17 protein-coding genes are annotated in these 22,667 nt (G+C 39.4%); all 17 read right to left on the bottom strand.

Features of this window, described 5'->3' with window-relative positions; all coding sequences use genetic code 11:
* Positions 1 to 140: 140 nt before the first annotated feature.
* Positions 141 to 1,091: a dihydroorotate dehydrogenase gene (locus RWZ05_RS04255; protein ID WP_314642433.1), complete on the bottom strand. Its 951-nt coding sequence runs from the start codon at positions 1,089 to 1,091 to the stop codon at positions 141 to 143.
* Positions 1,091 to 1,858, bottom strand: coding sequence for a dihydroorotate dehydrogenase electron transfer subunit (locus tag RWZ05_RS04250; protein ID WP_314642431.1), 768 nt, complete (start codon positions 1,856 to 1,858; stop codon positions 1,091 to 1,093). Before RWZ05_RS04250 ends, RWZ05_RS04255 begins: the two co-directional genes overlap by 1 nt.
* 5 nt (positions 1,859 to 1,863) lie before the next feature.
* On the bottom strand, positions 1,864 to 5,064 hold the full coding sequence (gene carB / locus RWZ05_RS04245) for a carbamoyl-phosphate synthase large subunit (protein WP_314642430.1): 3,201 nt from the start codon (positions 5,062 to 5,064) through the stop codon (positions 1,864 to 1,866).
* Position 5,065: 1 nt separating this feature from the next.
* The gene (carA, locus tag RWZ05_RS04240) at positions 5,066 to 6,133 is read right to left on the bottom strand and encodes a glutamine-hydrolyzing carbamoyl-phosphate synthase small subunit (protein ID WP_314642428.1); all 1,068 of its coding nucleotides are present in this window, start codon (positions 6,131 to 6,133) and stop codon (positions 5,066 to 5,068) included.
* The gene (locus RWZ05_RS04235) at positions 6,130 to 7,419 is read right to left on the bottom strand and encodes a dihydroorotase (RefSeq protein WP_314642426.1); all 1,290 of its coding nucleotides are present in this window, start codon (positions 7,417 to 7,419) and stop codon (positions 6,130 to 6,132) included. The genes carA and RWZ05_RS04235 overlap by 4 nt, the downstream gene beginning before the upstream one ends.
* On the bottom strand, positions 7,403 to 8,353 hold the full coding sequence (locus RWZ05_RS04230) for an aspartate carbamoyltransferase catalytic subunit (protein ID WP_314642423.1): 951 nt from the start codon (positions 8,351 to 8,353) through the stop codon (positions 7,403 to 7,405). The genes RWZ05_RS04235 and RWZ05_RS04230 overlap by 17 nt, the downstream gene beginning before the upstream one ends.
* Positions 8,354 to 8,704: 351 nt before the next feature.
* Entirely contained in the window at positions 8,705 to 11,272 is a 2,568-nt protein-coding gene (locus RWZ05_RS04225; protein WP_314642420.1) for an ATPase, read from the bottom strand.
* Between the two features lie 12 nt (positions 11,273 to 11,284).
* Complete coding sequence (gene whiA, locus RWZ05_RS04220; RefSeq protein WP_314642417.1) at positions 11,285 to 12,232, bottom strand: DNA-binding protein WhiA; 948 nt, start codon at positions 12,230 to 12,232, stop codon at positions 11,285 to 11,287.
* A 15-nt stretch (positions 12,233 to 12,247) separates the two neighbouring features.
* Positions 12,248 to 13,597, bottom strand: coding sequence for a YvcK family protein (locus RWZ05_RS04215; RefSeq protein WP_314642415.1), 1,350 nt, complete (start codon positions 13,595 to 13,597; stop codon positions 12,248 to 12,250).
* Positions 13,598 to 13,609: 12 nt separating this feature from the next.
* Entirely contained in the window at positions 13,610 to 14,524 is a 915-nt protein-coding gene (rapZ, locus tag RWZ05_RS04210; RefSeq protein ID WP_298695832.1) for an RNase adapter RapZ, read from the bottom strand.
* Positions 14,525 to 14,536: 12 nt separating this feature from the next.
* Positions 14,537 to 15,349 (bottom strand): Cof-type HAD-IIB family hydrolase, encoded by an 813-nt coding sequence (locus RWZ05_RS04205; RefSeq protein ID WP_314642412.1) that lies wholly within the window; start codon positions 15,347 to 15,349, stop codon positions 14,537 to 14,539.
* A 310-nt stretch (positions 15,350 to 15,659) separates the two neighbouring features.
* The gene (locus tag RWZ05_RS04200; RefSeq protein WP_314642411.1) at positions 15,660 to 16,895 is read right to left on the bottom strand and encodes a putative porin; all 1,236 of its coding nucleotides are present in this window, start codon (positions 16,893 to 16,895) and stop codon (positions 15,660 to 15,662) included.
* 611 nt (positions 16,896 to 17,506) lie between these two features.
* Positions 17,507 to 18,766 (bottom strand): S-layer homology domain-containing protein, encoded by a 1,260-nt coding sequence (locus RWZ05_RS04195; protein WP_314642409.1) that lies wholly within the window; start codon positions 18,764 to 18,766, stop codon positions 17,507 to 17,509.
* 568 nt (positions 18,767 to 19,334) lie between these two features.
* A complete protein-coding gene (gene lepB, locus RWZ05_RS04190; RefSeq protein WP_314642408.1) occupies positions 19,335 to 19,919 on the bottom strand; it encodes a signal peptidase I in 585 nt (194 codons plus the stop codon).
* 9 nt (positions 19,920 to 19,928) lie between these two features.
* Entirely contained in the window at positions 19,929 to 20,798 is an 870-nt protein-coding gene (locus RWZ05_RS04185; protein ID WP_314642406.1) for a YitT family protein, read from the bottom strand.
* Complete coding sequence (locus RWZ05_RS04180; RefSeq protein WP_314642404.1) at positions 20,788 to 21,315, bottom strand: hypothetical protein; 528 nt, start codon at positions 21,313 to 21,315, stop codon at positions 20,788 to 20,790. The genes RWZ05_RS04185 and RWZ05_RS04180 overlap by 11 nt, the downstream gene beginning before the upstream one ends.
* A gap of 119 nt (positions 21,316 to 21,434) precedes the next feature.
* Positions 21,435 to 22,649 (bottom strand): DUF3084 domain-containing protein, encoded by a 1,215-nt coding sequence (locus RWZ05_RS04175; RefSeq protein ID WP_314642403.1) that lies wholly within the window; start codon positions 22,647 to 22,649, stop codon positions 21,435 to 21,437.
* Between the last annotated feature and the right edge of the window lie 18 nt (positions 22,650 to 22,667).

The raw sequence follows: 22,667 nt of genomic DNA, 5'->3' as shown, positions 1-22,667 counted from the left end.
TTGGAGGTGCAGTTTTTTTTATGTACTAGGTCTTTTTGCATCATATCTTATATGTCAGTAAAGCTTATAGTTGTACAATAAAACTTATGGTTGTTCAGTAAAACTTATGGTTCTGTAAGTTTACCATAGGTATGATTAGATTAATCTTGATGAACAGCACCTACAATATCAGTGATACTGTTTAAGTTATATTGTTCTACGTATTCACCCATCTCACGAGCAATACGAGAAATAGCCGTTGGATCAACCATCGTAGCCACCCCAACTTGGACAGCTTGTGCGCCAGCCATCATAAATTCAATAGCATCAGTGCCAGTCATAATACCACCAAGGCCCATAATAGGAATATTGATACCTTTATATACTTGATGCACCATGCGAAGTGCGACAGGCTTAACAGCTGGGCCGGATAAACCACCATAAATATTCCCCAACACAGGTTTACGACGATGGATATCTATGGCCATACCGAGGATTGTATTAATGAGACTTACTCCATCACCACCGCCAGCTTCTACAGCCTTAGCAATTTCCACTATATCAGTAACATTTGGAGACAGTTTTACAATGACAGGCTTATCTGTAACTTTTCGAACGGCTTTCGTTACTTGTTCTACCACCTTTGGATCTACTCCAAAGGCCATCCCTTCACATTCTACATTTGGACAAGATACGTTAACCTCTAAGCCTGCGATACCATCTACAGATAAAGTCTCTGCCATCCATGCAAATTCATCAATGGTGCCTGCAGACATATTAGCAAGCAATGGTACGTCATATTTCTTGAGGTCTGGTAAAATATGTGCAACAAAATGTTCTGCCCCAGGATTTTCAAGGCCGATACAGTTTAGTACACCAGATGGTGTTTCTGCAATGCGAGTACCTGGATTACCATGACGCCCTTTCGGTGTTAATCCCTTTACAGAAATAGCACCTACCTCATTACTAAGGTCTAAATAACCAGCATACTCTGGGCCATTACCAAAGGTACCAGATGCAGCAATAATAGGATTCTTCATCTTAATACCGCAATAATCGATAGCTAACTTTGGATTTGGCGTAACGGTGTTATTTAAATCGCGCTCACTCATTAAAAGAACACCTCCTCAGCTGGGAATACAGGACCATCTTTACAAACTTTATAGCGTTTACCTTCTGCACCATCACAACCGCAACCTAAGCAACCACCAGTACCACAGCCCATGCGCTCTTCAAGAGATACTTGGCATGGTACATTGAGTTCCTTAGCCACTTGAGCTACACCTTTCATCATTGGTGTAGGGCCACAAGTCATAACAGATGTGAAAGCATTAGCATTAATCAGCTCAGGCATAATCGCTGTTGGGAATCCTTTTGTACCAACGCTACCATCATCTGTAGTGATATGTACTGTAACAGGCGTATCTTTAAATAAGTCTGCCCAGAAGATTTCGCTTTCATTTCTAAAGCCGAGAATCACTTGTGCTTCTTCCCCTTCTTTCAAATGGGATGCGATGCATAACATTGGTGCAATACCTACACCACCGCCAACGAGAAGCATATTCTTAGATGTAACAAATGGTTCACCCAAAGGCCCTAAACAATCAAGAGTATCGCCTGGAACAAGGCGAGTCATAATCTCAGTCCCTTTACCTACGACACGGTACAAAAGGGTAATCGTACCCTTTTGTGCATCAAAGCCCGCATAGCTGATAGGACGGCGCAATAATGGTGCCGTAGAGTCCGCTACGCGAACATTACAAAACTGTCCTACCTTTGCTTCTGCTGCTTGTTTTGGTGCGTGGATATCCATAATCCACACATCAGAGCCTATTTGCTCATTGCGAACGACTTCGCCCTGTTCTACATAGCCACTCATGGTTATCACTCCAATTCAAAATCCTGTAACGCTTCTACAGTGTAATTTGCATTATTTTTACGATTTGCTACAACGCGCAATACTTCGCGTGCTGTATCGAGACTTGTTAAGCAAGGTGTACCCATTTCTACGGCAAGGCGGCGTAATTGGAAGCCTTCCCGTTCCGGGCGTTTCCCTGCAGTCAATGTATTAAGTACGAGATCCACCTTATCTTGACGAATATGGTCAGCACAGTTATCATCACCTTCAGAAATTTTGTTAACTATTTTACAGTCAACACCATGTTCCTTGAAGTATTTGCCTGTACCACCAGTAGCTTCAATGTGATACCCCAATTCGATAAAGCCTTTTGCCAATTGGCTCGCTTCCTCTTTATCGCGATCAGCTACCGTCATAAGAATTGTACCATCTTCTGGAATACGCATGTTCGCACCATTAATTGCTTTGAACAATGCTTCTGAATATGTACGACCAATCCCCATAACTTCACCAGTAGACTTCATTTCAGGTCCAAGAGCGATTTCTACAAGGCCCATTTTGGAGAACGAGAATACTGGTGCTTTTACAGCTACATATGGTTTATTAGGCACAAGACCTAATGGCAAGCCTAAATCTTTTAAGCTTTCACCAAGAGCAATGCGTGTAGCACATTCAACCATATTGATGCCTGTAACCTTAGAAATGAATGGTACAGTACGACTAGAGCGAGGGTTAACTTCAATTACATTAAGATCACCATCAGCCACGATATACTGAATATTAAGAACACCCTTAACATTAAGACCTACCGCAATACGACGTGTATAGTCTACGATTTGATCTATAATAGCTTGATCTAGATGCTGTGCAGGATATACCGCCATGGAGTCACCGGAGTGAACACCAGCGCGTTCGATTTGTTCCATAATACCAGGAATACATACATCAGTACCATCGGAAATAGCGTCAACCTCTACCTCCATACCAACCATGTAACGGTCGATAAGAACAGGATGCTCTTTAGAAGCCACTACGGCCTCTTTCATATATACGTCAAGTTCTTTATCGTTGTATACGATTTCCATCGCACGTCCACCCAATACATAGGACGGACGAACGATTAATGGATATTTCAAGTTTTTAGCAGCTTCTTGTGCCTCTTCATCAGAGGTTACAAGCGCGCCTACCGGGCGAGGAATACCAAGTTTTGCCAATAATTCATCAAAACGTTCGCGGTCTTCCGCCATATCGATACTATCTACGGATGTACCGAGGATCTTAACACCTCGTTCAGCCAATGGACCTGCCAAGTTGATCGCGGTTTGACCACCAAACTGAGCAATAACGCCAGCCGGTTTTTCTTTATCGATAATTTCCATTACATCGTCCACTGTTAATGGCTCGAAGTACAAGGAATCAGAAATATCAAAGTCTGTAGACACTGTTTCAGGGTTATTGTTAATCATGATAGATTGATAACCAGCTTTACGAAGTGCCCAAGAAGAATGCACAGAGCAATAGTCGAACTCTACACCTTGACCGATACGAATTGGGCCAGAACCAAGTACTACAACGGATTTTTCACCTAGTGGTTTAACTTCATCTTCTTGTGCATAAGCACTGTAATAGTACGGAGTTTTAGATTCAAATTCTGCAGCACATGTATCTACATATTTATATGTAGGAAGGATATTCCATTCTTTACGTTTTGCACGAACATCTTCTACGGTTGTATTAGCATAACGAGCGATAACAGAGTCAGTGAAAGAGTAACGTTTTGCTTTGCGCAATACTTCTTCTGTTAAGCCATGCTTAGCTAAAGCTTTTTCGACATTTACAATATTTTTAATCTTTTCAATAAAGAATGTATCAATTTTTGTAATGTAGTGAATTTTCTCTACACTAATGCCTTTGCGAAGTGCTTCTGCTACTACATAGATTCGCTCATCATCGACAAGATGTAAACGTTCAATGAGTTGCTCCATGGACTCATGTGCGATTTTCTTAAGCTCAATATGGTCTAAACCAATTTCCAAGGAACGGATGGCCTTAAGCAAGGACCCTTCCAAGGAACGGTCGATAGCCATAACTTCGCCGGTAGCCTTCATTTGAGTTCCCAAGGTACGGTCTGCCAAATTGAATTTTTCAAAAGGCCAACGTGGGAATTTTGTTACCACATAGTCAAGGGTAGGCTCAAAGCATGCTTTAGTTTCGCCTGTTACAGCGTTTGTAATTTGATCTAACGTCATGCCTACTGCAATTTTTGCAGCTACCTTAGCAATTGGATAACCTGTCGCTTTAGATGCCAATGCTGAGGAACGAGACACGCGAGGATTTACCTCGATAACAATATATTCGTTACTATTAGGGTTTAATGCGTATTGTACGTTACAACCGCCTTCAATTTTCAAGTACCGGATGATATCTACAGATGCAGTACGAAGCATTTGGTATTGAATATCGTTCAATGTTTGGCTTGGTGCCACAACGATGGAGTCCCCTGTATGTACACCAACAGGGTCGATATTTTCCATATTACACACGATGATGCAGTTATCTGCACTATCGCGCATTACTTCGTATTCAATTTCTTTCCAACCTGCAACGGAACGTTCCGCCAAAATTTGGTGGATTGGTGAAAGTTTCAAGCCACGGCGCGTAATTTCATACATTTCATCTTCGTTATGTGCAATACCGCCACCAGTACCACCTAAGGTATAGGCAGGACGGATAATGATTGGATAACCAATGCGATTAGCAAAAGCTACCGCTTCTTCAAGATCATTAAAGATATCAGATTCAGGAACTGGTTGGTTGATTTCCTTCATCGCTTCTTTGAAAAGCTCACGGTCTTCAGCTTGTTTAATAGCTTCTAATGTCGTACCAAGTAATTTTACACCATACTCAGCTAACACGCCTGCTTCAGACAATTGAACAGCCATATTAAGACCTACTTGACCACCTAATGTAGCCAATAAGCCCCAAGGCCGTTCTTTTTTAATAACTTCTGTTACGAATTCGAGACTAATAGGTTCTACATATACTCGATCCGCAATATCTGTATCAGTCATAATAGTAGCTGGATTGGAGTTAACCAACACTACTTTATAACCTTCTTCACGAAGGGAACGGCACGCCTGTGTACCAGCATAGTCAAACTCTGCTGCTTGGCCGATAATAATTGGACCAGAACCAATTACAAGTACTTTTTTTGCTTCTGATGTCATATTATTTTCCCTTTCTCATTAAGTCTTCAAATTCGTCAAACAAGTATAGATTATCAGTAGGTCCTGGGGACGCTTCTGGATGGTATTGAACGGAGAAAATAGGCAATTCTTTATGTCGCATGCCTTCTACAGTACCATCATTTACACTGCGATGTGTAATTTCTACAAAGTCAGGTAGAGAAGTATCATCTACTGCATAGCCATGGTTTTGAGACGTAATATATACTCGGCCTGTTCGTAAATCTTGTACAGGGTGATTAGAACCACGGTGACCAAACTTTAATTTAAAAGTGGAACCACCATACGCTTGTGCTAAAACTTGATGGCCCATACAAATACCAAAGATTGGCTTTTTGCCAAACATCTTTTTCACTTCTTCTACAGCATAGCCAAGATCTTTAGGATCTCCAGGTCCATTGGACAAGAAAATACCATCTGGATTACTTGCTAATACCTCTTCTGCTTTTGCATCTGCAGGGAATACTGTTAGGCGACAGCCTGCGGCTTCTAGAGAGTGAAGAATGTTTTCCTTCACCCCATAATCCATAACAGCAACGTGGAACTCTGCATTTTTATCGCCACGCATACCTTGCCATTTTGTAGTTACTCGCATAACTTGATCTGTTGGCAAGTCTTGTTTGAACAACTTTTGAATATCCTCCATAGGGTAATCAGAGCGTACAAGTACGCCCTTCATTACACCATGGTTACGGAGTACGCGCGTTATTGCGCGTGTGTCTACATCATAAAGGCAAGGGATGCCGTGTAAACGAAGGTATTCGCTAAATAAACCTTCATTTTGCCAATTAGATGGGAAATCACACAATTCTCCTACGATAAATCCTTTGCAATATGGTTTAGGGCCTTGAGTAATAGAATTCAAAGTACCATAGTTGCCAATTAAAGGATACGTTAATGTAATAATTTGATCCGCATAGGATGGGTCAGTCAAAATTTCCTGATACCCTGTCATACCAGTATTAAACACGACTTCCCCTATCGTTGGAGCACCACCTAATAAGGAACCTTCAAACACGGAACCATCTTCCAGAACTAACTTGCCTTTCATTGTAAGACAACACCCTCCTTCATAACTACTTTACCATCAACGACTGTAAGTTTTGCTTTACCTGTAACAGTCATACCATCAAAGGGGCTTACCTTACCTTTTGTATAGAATTTATTGCGGTCTACAGTCCATTCTTCAGTTGTAGAGAATACTGTAATATCCGCTGGTTTGCCAACCTCAAGAACACCAGCATCGAGACGCATCAATTCAGCTGGACGAGTACTCATATAGTACACAACTTGGTCAATGCTAAGTTTATCTGGACCGTAGGCATTTGTTATAACCGCTGCCAAAGATGTTTCGAGACCGCTGAAACCATTTGGTGCACAGCAGAACTCATGGTCTTTTTCTTCAAATGCATGAGGTGCATGGTCTGTAATAATCGCATCGATTGTGCCATCTTTCAAACCTTCTAACAAAGCTTGACGATGATCTTCGGAACGAATTGGAGGAGCCATTTTAAACGCTGGGTTATATTCGCGTAAATATTCATCAGTGAAAGATAAATGTTGGCTCGTAACTTCACAAGTTACATTAAGGCCTTTAGCCTTCGCACGACGCACCATATCGACTGTGTTTTTACTACTTACGTGAGCGATATGAATATGACCACCTGTCATTTCAGACAATAAGATATCACGTGCTACAGCCAAATCTTCGGCTACGGCAGGACGACCGGAAACACCTAGCTCATAAGATACAATACCTTCGTGCATATGACCATTTTTAGTCAATGTAATATCTTCCGCATGATCGATAACCATTTTATTGAACATGGAGGAGTATTCTAAAGCGCGACGCATGAAAGCCGCATTTTCTACATAGTGACCATCATCAGAGAATGCAACTACACCAGCTTCAGCCATATCGCCTAATTCAGCAAGCTCTTTACCTTCAAGACCTTTAGATACAGCGCCGATGAATTCTACTTTAACTACACCAGTAAGCTCTGCTTGTCTTTGCAAACCTCTTACTAGCACCGCATTATCTACTACAGGATTAGTATTAGCCATAGTTACAACACGTGTGAAACCACCTGCTGCAGCAGCTTGTGTACCAGAGTGGAAGTCTTCTTTCGCTTCTTGGCCTGGTTCACGCAAATGTGTATGAATATCGATAAGTCCAGGTGCTACAATAAGACCTGTCGCATCATATACTTCAGCGCCGTCTGCACTTAAATTTTGACCGATGGCCGCAATTTTACCATCTTTTACGAGAACGTCTGCTACTTCGTTTTGTTTTTTCGCCGGATTTACTACCGTACCATTTTTAATAAGCAAGCTCACTACCGTCACCTCCGATAATAGTTAAGTACAATACAGCCATACGTACAGCTACGCCATTGCGTACTTGTTCTTGAATTACTGATTGATCAGAATACGCTACATCTGGCGCAATTTCAAGGCCACGGTTCATTGGACCTGGATGCATTACCATTACGTCGTCTTTAGCTAATTTCAATACGTCGTTATTGATACCAAAGATTCGTGCATATTCTCTATTTGTAGGATATAGTGCAGAGTGAATGCGTTCTAATTGAATGCGAAGTACGTTTACTACATCTGCATTAGCAACTGCTTCACGAATATCATGGTGTACAGTAACACCTAGTTTTTCAAGTTCTGGATATACCATTGTACGAGGACCAGCTAGATGTACATCGGCACCCATTTTAGTAAGGCCGTAGATATTAGATCTTGCTACACGACTGTGCATGATATCGCCGATAATAACTACTTTTAAACCTTCAAGGGATTCTTTTTTCTCTAAAATAGAGTACATATCTAGCAAAGCTTGTGTTGGATGCTCATGAGCGCCATCACCTGCATTGATAATAATCGGATCAACTGCTTTAGTAGCATATAAAGGTGCACCTTCTGCGCTGTGGCGCATTACGATTGCATCTGTGCCCATGTAGGACATTGTTAATAATGTATCGCGGAAGCTTTCACCTTTACCCATGGAAGAGCCACTTGGAGAAAGATTGATAACGTCAGCCCCTAAATATTTGCCGGCTAACTCAAAGGAACTACGGGTACGAGTACTTGGTTCCATGAAGAGATTAATGATAGATTTCCCCTTCAAAAGTGGAACCTTCTTATCATCAGAAAGTACAATTTTCTTCATTTTCTTTGCCACATTTAAAATCAATTTGATTTCTTCAGGTGACACATTTTGCAAACCTAATAAATGTTTGCCTTTTAGGCTAACTTGTCCCATGATTTCCTCCTAACTCACGTAACAAAAAAGACCTTTTGCCCAGGGCAAAAGGTCAAATAGTTTGCACAAAGAAGCCCTTATGGGCGCTTCAACTATATTCCTTTTTCAGCCTCTCTGGACTAAATTAAAAGGTATTGTATTATGCAATGGTCTCTCGTACCATATACGCATTTTCTTTTTTTATTGTACTGAATCCACCTGTGAAAGTCAATGTAAAACGCAAAATTCATAAGGATTTTAAAAAGAGGACAAGCACGTGGAATTGCTTGTCCTCTCTATATTTAAACAGCCTTTAGCCCCTCACAATAGACTAATTTAACTTAGAAATTTTATCAATTGAAGTTAAACGCATTAGCCTAACGGATAAATTTTTGGAGGTTTTTGATCTTCATTTTGCTGTTCATTTTGTGGTGTCAATGGAACTACCGGCTCAGTTGGCATCGGGTTCACTTGCACATATTGCTGACCTTGTGGCATTTGAGGTTGTCGTTGATCACGACGGCGCGTATTTTGAGATGCCGTCGGTCTTGGTTTAGTTAATTCATCGATAGATACTGCATTTGGAATTGTTACATTTGATGTATCTTCATGAATATCATCAAGCTCTTTGAAGGATGGACCAGTCTTAGCAGTTTGAGCCGCTTTACGTTCCGCTTCAATTTGTTGACGAGCAAGCTCTGCTCGACGACGAGCATTTTCTTGTTGCTCTTTAACACGTTGAATTGCTTCAGCACGTTCTTTAGCTTTACGTTCAATTTCAGCTTGTGCCAACGCTTGTTGACGAGCTACTTCGGCCTTGCGTTCCGCTTCAAGATGCGCTTGGTATCGTTCCTCAGCAATACGGCGAGCCTCTGCAGCTTGTCGCTCTGCTTCAGCTCGTTCTGCCGCAAGTCGTTCTTGTTCTGCCTTACGAGCTTCTGCTGCTAAGCGAGCTTCCTCGGCCTTGCGAGCAGCCTCAATTCGTGCTTCTTCAGCTTTACGAGCTTCTTCAGCACGTTTTGCTTCTGCTGCAATTCGAGCTTCCTCCGCTTTACGCAATTCTTCCTGCCGTTTCGCTTCAGCAGCAACACGAGCTTCCTCTGCTTTACGGGCCGCTTCAATTCTCGCCTCTTCAGCTTTACGCGCTTCTTCTGCACGTTTTGCTTCTGCTGCTAAACGAGCTTCCTCGGCCTTGCGAGCAGCCTCAATTCGTGCTTCTTCAGCTTTACGAGCTTCCTCAGCCTTGCGAGCTTCCTCAGCTTGGCGTTCAAGCTCAGCCTTTCTAGCTGCTTCAATGCGTTTTGCCTCTTCGGCTTGGCGCATTTCTTCAGCTTTCTTAGCTTCTAAAGCTGCTTTTTCTTTTGCCGCTTGAGCTTCTTGAGCCGCTTTTAATTCAGCGGCCTTGCGATCAGCTTCGGCTTTTTCTGCCATTTTACGCTCAATTTCAGCATGTTTGGCTTCTGCAGCCTTCCGTGCTATTTCTGCTTTTTCAGCAGCTAATTTAGCTTCTTCCGCTTTCTTACGAGCTAATGCCTCTTCAGCCTCTTTCGCCTTTTTAAGTTGCTCTTCTTTTTTAGCTTCAGCTGCTGCTTTATCACTTAACTTTTTAGTTTCTTCATGAGCGATATTCTCTGCCTGCTTACTAGGTGTCAAAGTAGATTTTGTAGTATCTATAGCACCTTTATTGCTATCTTTGCCGCCTATAGGGCCTACCGGAATTTGCGTAGCCCCTTGAGTTGGATGACCTAAACTATCTTTTACATCCTTAGGAACATTAACAGCAATCGTTTGATGTTTTTGTGGATTCGCAAGAGATTCAGGAATTAACAGGAACCGTATCGGCAAGTTAGATGCCCCTGCAGGCATAAAGTTTAATGTTAATAAATCACCAGCGTTATAGTTACCCATGAGGCGACTATCTAAAATAGTCCCATCCCCAAGTGCAGAGATACCATCAGCACCACCAATATGATATGTCCGTGTATCTGTTTGACCACGACGAGCACCTTGTTGGTGCAATGCTTTCACCGTAAAAGAGCCAGAATAGGGGCCACCAAGAGGGTTAAAATATAATCTGAATGGTTCATTACCCTTAGTAGGAATTTTTAGTGTATAAGATACACCATAGTTACCACGATTGCGAACAAATGCTTTATTTTGCATTTCGTCTACACCGTTAATAAACATATCTTCACGGTCATTACCGATTTCTACAAAAGCACCGCCTAGTGCCGTATCAAATGGTGTAGTAACCTCCATATTACGTTTAGACCCAGTATAGGTACCACGCAACTGAATTTCATCAATAGGTAAATTTTTCGCCCAATGAGATGCATCTACAGCATCCATCCCCATAGGTAGCATCATAACACGAGCAAATATAGGCGCTTCCGTTTTAATATCTACAATCCCTGTAAATAATGCGTCTTGATATACAGGGGTATTCTCTAAATCACTAAAGATTAGTTGACGACCTTGTGGTGGAATACTCAATGAATATAATGGTTTAGCATTAGGGCTTTCATTAAGAGGCTGTTCTAAATCTTTACGCGACAAATCACGACCAGCCGCAAAATAATCAGGTGTAGCTACAGACTTTAACTGCCTCATTACATGGACTGTATTAGGATATGCCGTTTGATTTTCAAGGACAATAGCAATTTTATGAGGCTGATCCATTTCATTTACATGATAAAAATAGATACGCCCATTACCATTAATTGTACCTGCACTAAGCGTGCCACCTACAGGCCCTACGTATTCAGGGCTATCTGATAGGAGTAATGTATCCGTTTGAGACACCAATGTAGGTGGTAATGGAGAAAACTGAAAATATCCAATTGATTGTAAATCTATATCACGAGCCTCTACATGGCCTGTAAGAGCAGCCATGGCGGCCATAGCCGCAGCTACACAATATCTTGATTTATAAGAAAACATATATTATTACCTCTATATTTCTTCAAGCCCCATCGGGTCATATGTAAGTGCTAATGCTTCAATCTTTTTAAGACGGTGGCCAATGCCCGATTTAGACAATTTACCATCCATTAACTCTTCTAGCTCTTTTAAACTCGCTTCAGGATTTTCCCACCGTAGCCTTGCAACGATTCGCAATTTTTCCGGCAATTCTTCAATACCGATTTCTCTATCAATAATACGGATAGCTTTTACCTGACGTACCGCCGCATCTACAACCTTTTGTAAATTTGCAGTTTCACAGTTTACTTGTCTATTAATCTGATTTCGTACAGTCTTCATAATCCGTACGTTTTCAAATTCCATAAGAGCAGATTGAGCTCCCATAATTTGCAAGCAGTTCGTCACGGCATCGCCTTCTTTAAGGTATACTACATACTCTTCCTTGCGCTCCGTTAATCCAGCGTGAATGTGAAAGAGCCGCAACACATGGATAATCTCTCGTGCAAAATTTTCATTGCCCGTCATAAACTCTAGGTGATAATCACTTTGTGGTTTATTGACGGATCCTCCCCCCAGGAATGCCCCCCGTAAAAAAGCGCGTCGAGCCTCCATAGTCTTGAGCCAACTCCGAGGAATTTGTTCAGTTACAGGCCATAGTGCAAGGTCTTCTAAAGCTTGACGTCCCTCCATAGATGGTTCTACAGATAAGGTGTACATATTTTTCTTACGCAAGTTTAAGCCTTGTCGTACTAATACATTGGTAGGCAATTCATATTGTTTTTTTAATATGCCTAACAAGCGACGAGCTACTGCATTATTTGCAGTAGCTAATCTAATACCAACAGCACCCTTCATCCCAAGAATGATAGATCCACCCATGCGCAATAAACAAGATGCTTCAATTTTCATGGCCACATCTGTATCACTAGAGGATTCATATTGGCATAATTCATTTTTTACATCTTCAGCAAATGACATAGGTATCCTTTCTTATTAATGATCATCACGTTGGAGATAATACTCTAGAATATGTGGTTCAGTATCTGATTGCATGGCGTGAATAATATCCATAATTACTTTACCTAGCCGCTCAGGATCATGAACAGCTGGCTTTTTCGGACTGATTAATGTAGCTCGAATTGTACGAATTCCTTTAGCTTGTAACTTCTTAGTATCTAATGCCACTGGTTCAGAACCTACGGCACTATACTGTTCGACCATTTGAATTGGTAATGGACCATCATTAGCCAATACGGTATCCACAATGCCTTCACCGCCATGAGCAATGAGAGCCTCTACATGATCACTTAATGTATAACCCGTCGTTTCGCCAGGCTGAGTCATAACATTAGCAATGTAAATTTTATTGGCTTTACTGGCTCTTACATGAGAGGCAATCTTATCAGTCAATAAATTAGGAATAATACTAGTATATAAACTACCAGGTCCAAAAATAATTACATCGGCCTCATCGATAGCACGCAAAGCAGCACCTTCTGGTTTAGGCTGTGCAGGTTCACTATACATATGACGAATGCGTTTACCAGAATTAGGAATATTACTTTCACCTTCTACAGTAGTACCATCTGTCATCTCTGCTACCAACTTAATAAACTCTGTAGATGAAGGAATTACACGGCCTCGTACGCGCAACAATTTGCTTGCTGCTTCAAGGGCTTCCTCCACATCACCATCATATACTTGAGCAAGCGCTGTAATAAAAAGATTACCAAAACTATGACCAGATAGCTCATTTTCCCCTTCAAAGCGATAACGGAAAAGATTTTCCATAACCCCTTCTTGTTCTGCTAATGCGACCAAGCAGTTTCGCAAATCACCAGGGGCAATCATTTTAAAGTCTTCACGTAAACGGCCAGATGAGCCACCATCATCAGCAACTGTAACTATAGCAGATAAATTAGATGTGTGTGTTTTCAATCCACGCAACAAATTAGAAAGCCCTGTACCACCACCGATAACAACAATTTTAGGACCTTTATCTAAGCGTATATTTTGGAAGATAATATCCGACACCTTACTATCAGGATTAGGTAATACAGCACGAATAATCGTTTTAACAACCTTACTGGTACCGATTAACATAAGAGCGGCACCTATCGACAACATAACCGCACCTACAGCAATAAGTACATTATAATTGTAAAAGCCCGTCATATTATAGGAGAAGGCCAGTACAATATCTTCAAGAACAGCAAGCCATTGATAGTTAAACATCAATGAAATGCCAATGATTAAAAGACCTACACCACAACTAAAGAGGGCAAGCCAACGTTTAATATTTAGGCCCGGAATAAGCCACCGAAACCATCTTTTTCGTAACATAATAACCCCTATCTAGTTACCAAGTGTTTTAATCTCATGAGGATTATAATCTTCTTCTACATTGTTTTTCATCATATCTCGGTGTTCTACAGAAACACGATACCCTTTTTCTAAAAGATGTGAATATAATGCTTCTGCCATAGCCACAGACCTATGCATACCACCAGTACAACCAACAGCAATAATGAATTGAGATTTACCTTCTTGTTCATAATTAGGCACTAAAAAATCAATAGTATCAAAATAACGCTTTTTAAATTCTTCTGTAACCTCAAAGGAGTGAATATATTCATTAACTGCTTTTACGCGACCTGTTTTATGACGAAAATCGGGAATATAGAATGGGTTTGGTAAGAATCTTACATCCCAAACCATATCAGCATCTAGTGGAATACCATATTTAAAACCAAAGCTTACAACTGTAATAGACATGCCAAGGCCTTCATCCACTTGAGTGAAACGGGTTTTTAAATATTCTTTGAGAGTAGCAGTTTTCATATTCGTTGTATCAATAATGAAGTCTGCTTTATGACGTACAGAATTTAGAATCTGACGCTCCTCTTTTAATCCTGTAGTGATTAGTCCATCTGGAGCCAATGGATGGCTGCGACGACTTTCTTTATATCGTCTAATTAAAGTCTCATCAGTAGCATCCATAAAGACAATCTCATAATCCACTTTCATTTCTTTTAATATTTCAAGAGAAGAAGAAAGGGCTTCAAAAAATTCTCCCCCTCGGATATCTACCACTAGAGCAACACGGTTAGTCCGTTCCCCACCTTGACGACAAATTTCACTTAATTTAGGAATAAGTACAGGTGGAATATTATCAATACATAGATAGCCCATGTCTTCTAAAGCCTGTAATACCTGCGTCTTACCGGCACCAGACATACCTGTAACAATTAATAAACGAAATGCTTCCATAGTTTTACTCCATTATAAAAGATTCTCTTCGATCCAACGAGCCACACCATCTTCATTATGGTGACCGCAAATTGCATGAGCTACTGATTTAACATAATCTGTAGCATTCTCTACAGCTACTGAATAACCGGTTTCACTGAGCATTGATATATCATTCTCAGCATTTCCAAAGGATATAATATTTTCTAAACCAATGTGATTATCAAAAGCTAACTGTGCCAAAGCACGCCCTTTAGATACATTCGGTGCAATGATTTCTAAAAAGTCACTTTGACTGCGAACTAATGTAACTACATCTCCCACCAAAGGCGTTAAGGTATCAATAATTCTATCAATGCCTTCTACCGTATCGATAGCAATTAATTTATTAGGTTCTGATGTTAAGCTATATAAATCATCTCCTAAAAACTCTGCTTTAGCACCTGTTTGGGTTTCATAGAGATCAGCCTGCCATGTTTTATGATGGCATAATAAGTGATCATTCACATAGGATTGAATATGCCAATTATATTGTTTAGCTAAATCAAAAATACGATGTACTGCCTGAATGGAAACAGTTTGTTCAAATAGCTTACGCCTCGTTTCTAATTCTTGAATAAGACCACCTGAAAATAAAATCATCGGTACATTACCAAGCTTTAAGGCTCTGCCAATGGGTTTTGCGGTCTGGTACATACGCCCCGTAGCAATAGTGATAGCAATGCCTTTCTGCTGTAAGCGGTGTAACACATCTATAGTATAGTTAGATACCGTATTATCGCTACGGACCAATGTTTCATCACAATCAATAGCCACCATTTTAATATGAGAAAAAGAAGGATTCATCTATGCCTCCTTTACAGGAAAATCTAATACTCTTTATTATACCATTTATGGCTGTTATATACATAGAAATAAAGCTATTCCATCGTTGAAGTTAATTAATAATTATATCTAAAATATAGTGTTAAAATCTATTAGCAACTTTATCTTTTATAGGCTTCCATTAAGTATAAACTTCATAAAACAGCAAATGATTTATAATCATAAATAGCAAAATAAAAAGTATTATATCAATTTCACATAATTTTATATATTTTACGCATAATAAAAAGAGACTCCCGAAGGAGTCCCTTTTATATGGTTAACTATCAAATTAGAATTTGTAGTTAAGGTCTGCACGGTAGAAGTCACCGTATTCTGCACCGTCTTGATCTTTCCAGTTGAAGCCATAGTTAGCGGACAAACCAACATTGTTTTGCAATGCATAGTTAACGGAAGCCATCCAACCTTTAGCATCTGTAGTGTAGAAGTGGTTGTAAGTAGTATCAACGATAGGAGCGTTAGCTTTAGCATTGAAGTATTGAGCTTTAACGTCCCAAGTACCTTTTTTAGCGATGTTGTAGTTACCATAGCCAAGACCTGCAGTCCAAGCTTGAGAATCATCTACATTGGAGTCTTTCAACCATTCGCCACCAACCCAAACTTTGTCGAATTTAGCATCAGCGTTGAAACCGTAGATGTTTTTGTAACCATTAGAAGTATCTTGGTTTACACGATCGTAGAAACCGCCAACTGTAGTGTGGTTACCTAATTTACCGTTTAAGCCAACGTAAGTGTTAGTTACGTTTTGGTCTTTAGTCAATTTAGTTGTAGTAGCACCTTCTGCAAGAGCTTTATCACCAGATACCATGTAACCATAAGCTGCTTGGAAGTTAACTTTGTCGTTACCAGCATTGAATTGAGCACCGTCGAATGTGCCATCGAATGCTAAGCCGCCACCAATAACTTGGTTAAAACGACCAGCTTTCAAGGATACGCGTTCGCCGAATTTATGGTTAACATAAGCGCGGTCGATTTGAGCGTCTGCATTACCACCAGTAGTGGAGTCACCCAATTCGAAGTTGCCAGAAGTTACACGAACTACAGCATCAGTGCGATCGTTTACTTTTGCGTTGAATTGTACACGTGCACGAGCGTCGAATTTGGAGTTAGCATCTTCAGCATCACGGTAACGAAGGCGAGCATCACCAGTAACTTTTACGTTACCAACACGGTCTTCCAAACGAGCTACACGAACGCCCAAGTTGTTCAATTCGTTGGAGAATTCATCAGCCAAACGGTTGATCATAGCTTGTTGTTCAGCGTTAGCGCGGTCTTGGTTAGCCATAGCTTTAGCTACCATTTGAGCCATTTCGTAACGAGTGATGTTGTTTTGGCCTTTGAAAGTGCCATCTGGGTAACCGTTAACGATACCAGCAGCTGCTAATTGAGAAACTGCTTGGTATGCCCAAGAATCTGGAGTTACATCGGAGAATGGGTTAGCTGCGAATGCAGTAGTTACACCCAAAACTGCTGTTGCTGCAAAGATTGCTGCGAATTGTTTTTTCATAGTTGAATTCCTTCTTTCTGAAAAAAAAATAGAAAATAAAATGTTACAAGTTATAACATTCACATTCCACTCTGTTCTTCAGATTAAGAATTTCTGGGAGTGTCCACGTTTCCTCGCCACATTCTACATCGAAGTTCTTCGTTTTATGTGTTTGTTACTTCTTGTAGGGTGATATTAGCATAACCTAATTTTCGTGTAAACCCTTTTTTCTCAATTTCGTTCTCATTATTTAAAATTTATAATTTAAAATGCCTTCAAATTTAGATAATATCTAGTTTTATGAGGAATAATTTTTTTCAATAAAATTATTAAATTTATCAAGATTCTGTTTAAATGATATTATTTATCATCATTATTATTAAGTAAAACTAATTAATAAGCCCGCTATTAATAAATCGTTAAAGATTTTATGCAAAAATAGTTCATAAATACCTCATACAATATATTGTGTAATAAATCTGACTAAACACTAATTAATTCGATTTTCTCTCCTATATTATATATAAATTTATTTTACTATATATATACTATTATATACAAAATATATTATATAAGACTTTTATGCAACAAAAAAAGACTTCCGAAGAAGTCTTTTTTTGTTTGTGAGGGAATTAGAATTTGTAGTTTAATTCTGCACGGTAGAAATCGGAAAGATCATTACCGCTTTGGTCTTTAGAGTTGAAACCATACCCAGCAGATAAGCCTACGTTATCTTGTACTGCATAGTCTACGCTAGCCATGTAACCTTTGTAACCATTAGATGTATTTGTTAAGTCATATGCTTGATCCCAAGTGGAGCTTACGATTGGAGCGTTAGCTTTTTGGTTGAAGTATTGACCTTTTACATCCCATGTACCTTTTTTAGAGATATCATAGTTGCCATAACCAACACCAGCTGTCCAAGCTTGAGAGTTATCTACGTTAGAAGCTTTCAACCATTCACCACCAACCCATACTTTATCTTTACGGAAGTCCGCATTGAAACCGTATACGTTTTGGCTATCGGAAGCTACTGAAGAACCATTGTGATTCAAGTTGCCGCTAGATAATTTGGAGTAGAAGCCACCAACTGTAGATTCTTGACCAACTTTACCTTTAACACCTACATAGGCTACAGAAGGATTATCTGATTTGGAGTTGCCATCAGCAGCGCCGTCCATCATGTAACCATATGCACCTTGTACTTGAACTTTATCATTGCCTACATTCAATTGAGCACCGTCGAATGTATCATCGTACATTAAACCGCCACCAATTGTTTGTTGGAAACGACCACCTTTAGCGGATACGTTATTACCAAATTTGTGGTCTACATAAGCACGATCGATTGTTGCATCAGCGCCTTTAGTAGAATCACCAAATTCATAGTTACCTTTCACACGAACAACTGCTTCAGTTTTGTCATTTACTTTAGCATTGAATTGTACACGTGCACGGCCATCTGTTAAAGATTTACCATCGGAGTATACGCCGCTATCTTCAGAACCTTGTTGACGAAGACGTAAGTCACCAGTTACTTTTACATTACCTACGCGGTCTTCCAAGCGAGAAACACGAACGCCCAAGCTGTTTAACTCGTTAGAGAACTCATCAGCTAATCGATTAATCATAGCTTGTTGTTCTGCATTAGCGCGATCTTGGTTAGCCATTGCTTTAGCTACCATTTGAGCCATTTCATAACGAGTGATGTTGTTTTGGCCTTTGAAAGTGCCATCTGGGTAACCATTAACGATACCAGATTGTGCTAATTGGGATACTGCTTGGTATGCCCAGCTATCTGGAGTTACATCGGAGAATGGGTTTGCAGCGAATGCTGTTGTTACACCTAATACTGCTGTTGCTGCAAAAATTGTAGCAAATTGTTTTTTCATAATGAATTCCTTCTTTCTTATAAATAAGAATTTATATACGCAGAAGACATTCACTACATAATTAGTATCACTATGAAAGATCTATTAGGAGTGTCCACGTTTCCTCAACTAAATTATCTATCTTAGCTCAACCTCTTTGTGGTGTTGCCTTTCTGTGATGTGAATATACCACCACACCAAAAGTTTGTAAAGTATTTTACGCAACTAAATTTGATGAAATTTCGTTCATGAATAAAAATAAGCTTATAAACATAGATTTTTACTGTATTTCTTAAAATTAAATTTGATGCAATTTCATTTTTAGAATTTATTTTTTTAATTTTTTCATACAACTAACACGCCCTATTAATTAATTTTACTAATTTATAGTATTAATATTAAATATTTTTATTTATAAATATGTAGTTTACTATTCTTATTTAAAATATTTCCTTCTTTTAGCTTTATACAACTCTAAACGCCAATGCATACCTCTATATACCTTTTACAATATTTTAGGGTTATCATAATTTTAAGAAAAAAACCTATCTACGATGTTACTACATCAATAGATAGGCTTTTACCATTGTTAAATTGCATAGGATACAAATCCTAAAATATGATCTACAGGAACAGGGCCGATAAAACGACTATCGCTAGAGTGATTTCGATTATCCCCCATTACAAATACATGCCCCTCTGGAACTGTTACTGGCGTAGACCGAGTATAGTTCATTTTGGGCTCTTTAGTATATGGCTCTTGTAATTGTTCCCCATTACGCCATACATGACCATCTTTAAATTCCAAGACATCACCAGGACGGCCGATAACGCGTTTTACCCATACATCATTAGTTTGAGCCGCTTTATTAAAGATAGATGCATAGTTCATCAATGGTTCTTTCACATCATCTATCCAAGTGCGAGGACGGTTAACACGACTATCAATGATAACAATTTGACCGTAATCTGGCATTTCGTTCATAATATGGTGCCATTTTGTGACGATTAAATATTGGCCATTGTGTAATGTGTCTTCCATAGATTCACCAGACACACGTGTTGGTTGAATCAAGAAGATGTGAATTACCATAGCAATAACCAATGCTAACACGATAGCATAAATCCAATCTAGTATTTCTTTTATTATTGTATTACCTAATTTATTACTCATATTCCCCCCTTAATGACCATCTTTCGTAAATCGTCCACCAAAGACATCATGTACATCTTGAATGGTAATAAACGCAGTTGGGTCTACTTCATAAACAGTATCCTTTAATCTTGTAATCTCAAGACGAGTTACTACAGAGTATAATACATGCTTCGGTTGTTTTAAATAACCACCTTCACCATACATGATTGTAACACCACGATTGAACTTCGCATTTAATGCATCTGCAATATCTTTAGAATTATCCGCATCAGTAATAATCATAACGCCCTTAGATTCTTCAAGACCTGTAATTGTTACATCAATCATCTTATAAGCAATGAAATAAGCAATTAAAGAATACATTGCACTATTCCAGCTGTATACAAAGCCCGCTACACCAAAGATGACTAAATTCATAGCCATCACGATTTCACCTACGGAGAAAGTCGATTTCTTAGCAAAAATAATAGCTACGATTTCAGCACCGTCCAAAGAGCCACCATTTCGAATGATAAGACCTACCCCAATACCTATAATAATACCACCAAAGATAGCACTTAAGAATGGATCTGTTGTAATAGGTTCATAATTATGGACAAACTTAGAAAATACTGCCATCCAGACAATAGAGAATAATGTGGATAAGATAAATCCTTTACCAATTGCTCTATAGCCTAAATACAAGAATGGTAAATTGATAAGTACTACAAAGATACTAAAGGATATACCAGATAGTTCCGCAGCCATCAAAGAAATACCTACTACACCACCATCGATGATGTTATTGGGTACTAAAAATAAATCTAAGCCCACCGTATAGATTAAGGCTCCTAAAATCATCATTACACAACGCATAATAATGTTTAACCAGTTATGCGTTGACATTTCACTTTTCATGTATATCTCCTTTTCCGTATAAGTGCTCCATAGCATGTAATCGTTTTTCTTCTAACTCACTAGAGCTTATTGTCTGTTCTTTTACTTCTGCGGCATATTGAGCCAACTGCTTTGTATAGCGCAATCCAATAACAAGAGCTGTTAAATCATCTACAGGTTCAGGTGGAAACTGCATAGATGTGGGAACAAACTTACGCCACCCTGTAGGAGGATTATATGCCCAATATAGTTTTCGCGCCTCTTCTGTACTGTGAGACTCATCGATTAAGCTTGTAGTAATTTTATGATTACGTCCAATTTGTTGAAGTGATGGATACAAATGTCTATGATTCGTACCATTACCACATACAATATGAACGATTCCATAATATTCTGTTAATAGACGTTCAATATCATCATTGAAGGTCTTCGTAGAAATAATGTTGCGACATACCATAACCCCACTAGGTGTCACGATAGCCACACCAGTTTTTTCACTACCTGGATCTACTGCTAAAATATATACATTTTCAGTCATTTAACTATCCTCATTGTAAATACAATAGTTATATTTTAACACAAAAAGAAGGTCTTATGTGAAAATTTGCATAAGACCTTCTTTTTTATAATATAAGAAACCAATATATCTTTAGCAGATTAATAAGTTTGCATTTTAGCCTTATCATTAAAAACAGGCATTTGGGTAATGCGCAATTTAAGATGTACAGGGCCAGAAGAATACGTATCACCATCAACGTATGCTTCTACATGAACCTTACCATTCATTGTGCTGACACGCCTAATAGCAGTAAATAAATCATCCCCTGGTATCGTCCCAATATCTCCAGATAAAGAGTCTGGAATAATGCCTTTCGCTCTCGCCTTTTCATTTACTTGCTTTAAAAATTGAAGCATAGCAGATTGAGCATTAGGGCCTCCATCCATTACAGCAGAGTGGATTACTTCTCCATTTTTAAATATAAATTGTTGTGGATACACTTGGATAACTGCCACTGCAGGCTCACCAGAAATAATATTTCCTGCCGCTACAACCTGAACAACCATAGGTGTCTTAGAATCAATTAGCTTTTGAGTAGCAACCTCAAGATTTTGACGATCAACATATACTACAGATTGTCCTTGATCTTCTATCCCTAGACGGCGCAATACTAACTTATTAGTATCATCAATAATGTTTTTAATAGCTGCATTGCTATCTTCAGCACTCAATCCAGGACGAACGACAGCTTGGGCCAACAATTGATCTACTTGGAATAATATTGTCCCTTCCCGTAAATGAATGATGCCATTTTGCAACTGCTCTTGTGTACTCTGTAGATTCTTAATATGAGCTTCCATCTTAGCTCTTATTGCTTCTAAATCAGCTAACTTTTTAGACACTTCATCATATGAAGATTGAAGTGTTGCTAACTCAGCTTCAGTCGCATCTTTAGCAGCCTGTGCACTGGCGAGCTCAGCTTTAGTTGTTTCAACTTCACTGCGAATTCGTTCTATCTCAGCCATTCGCTCCTCAAGCTCTTGTTTATTTTGTTCAAGCAAAGCTTGTCCACGAATAAGCTCTTGTGTCTTAGCGGCCACCTCTTCATTCAGTTGCTTCATATCAGCTCGTAACTGATCCATACCGAATAATGCAGTCCGTACACTTTGAGAAGTGAAGGTTAAAACGCCTACCGTAGCTGCCGCAACTAAAAGCCCTGTTACAATCGTAACAATAATTGATGTATGCTTAGGTCGTAATCCAAAGAGGGACATGCGACGCTTACCAATTTTGGTACCTAACTTATCCCCCATGTAGGCTATTAGACCACCCATAAGGGCAATAATTATTAAAATTTTAACACCTACTAACATCGAGTCCCTCCTTTCATA

The sequence above is a fragment of the uncultured Veillonella sp. genome (genome assembly GCF_963543145.1).
Taxonomy (GTDB): domain Bacteria; phylum Bacillota; class Negativicutes; order Veillonellales; family Veillonellaceae; genus Veillonella.
Note: the sequence above shows the minus strand (reverse complement) of the source record. Positions and strands in the feature narration are given on the sequence as shown.

Coding starts and splice junctions, on each gene's coding strand:
- RWZ05_RS04215 (WP_314642415.1), bottom strand. CDS start 13,597: ATGTTACGAAAAAGATGGTTTCGGTGGCTTATTCCGGGCCTAAATATT.
- RWZ05_RS04255 (WP_314642433.1), bottom strand. CDS start 1,091: ATGAGTGAGCGCGATTTAAATAACACCGTTACGCCAAATCCAAAGTTA.
- RWZ05_RS04205 (WP_314642412.1), bottom strand. CDS start 15,349: ATGAATCCTTCTTTTTCTCATATTAAAATGGTGGCTATTGATTGTGAT.
- RWZ05_RS04200 (WP_314642411.1), bottom strand. CDS start 16,895: ATGAAAAAACAATTCGCAGCAATCTTTGCAGCAACAGCAGTTTTGGGT.
- rapZ (WP_298695832.1), bottom strand. CDS start 14,524: ATGGAAGCATTTCGTTTATTAATTGTTACAGGTATGTCTGGTGCCGGT.
- RWZ05_RS04175 (WP_314642403.1), bottom strand. CDS start 22,649: ATGTTAGTAGGTGTTAAAATTTTAATAATTATTGCCCTTATGGGTGGT.
- carB (WP_314642430.1), bottom strand. CDS start 5,064: ATGACATCAGAAGCAAAAAAAGTACTTGTAATTGGTTCTGGTCCAATT.
- RWZ05_RS04195 (WP_314642409.1), bottom strand. CDS start 18,766: ATGAAAAAACAATTTGCTACAATTTTTGCAGCAACAGCAGTATTAGGT.
- carA (WP_314642428.1), bottom strand. CDS start 6,133: ATGAAAGGCAAGTTAGTTCTGGAAGATGGTTCCGTGTTTGAAGGTTCC.
- RWZ05_RS04185 (WP_314642406.1), bottom strand. CDS start 20,798: ATGAAAAGTGAAATGTCAACGCATAACTGGTTAAACATTATTATGCGT.
- whiA (WP_314642417.1), bottom strand. CDS start 12,232: ATGTCATTTGCTGAAGATGTAAAAAATGAATTATGCCAATATGAATCC.
- RWZ05_RS04230 (WP_314642423.1), bottom strand. CDS start 8,353: ATGGGACAAGTTAGCCTAAAAGGCAAACATTTATTAGGTTTGCAAAAT.
- RWZ05_RS04225 (WP_314642420.1), bottom strand. CDS start 11,272: ATGTTTTCTTATAAATCAAGATATTGTGTAGCTGCGGCTATGGCCGCC.
- RWZ05_RS04250 (WP_314642431.1), bottom strand. CDS start 1,858: ATGAGTGGCTATGTAGAACAGGGCGAAGTCGTTCGCAATGAGCAAATA.
- lepB (WP_314642408.1), bottom strand. CDS start 19,919: ATGAGTAATAAATTAGGTAATACAATAATAAAAGAAATACTAGATTGG.
- RWZ05_RS04180 (WP_314642404.1), bottom strand. CDS start 21,315: ATGACTGAAAATGTATATATTTTAGCAGTAGATCCAGGTAGTGAAAAA.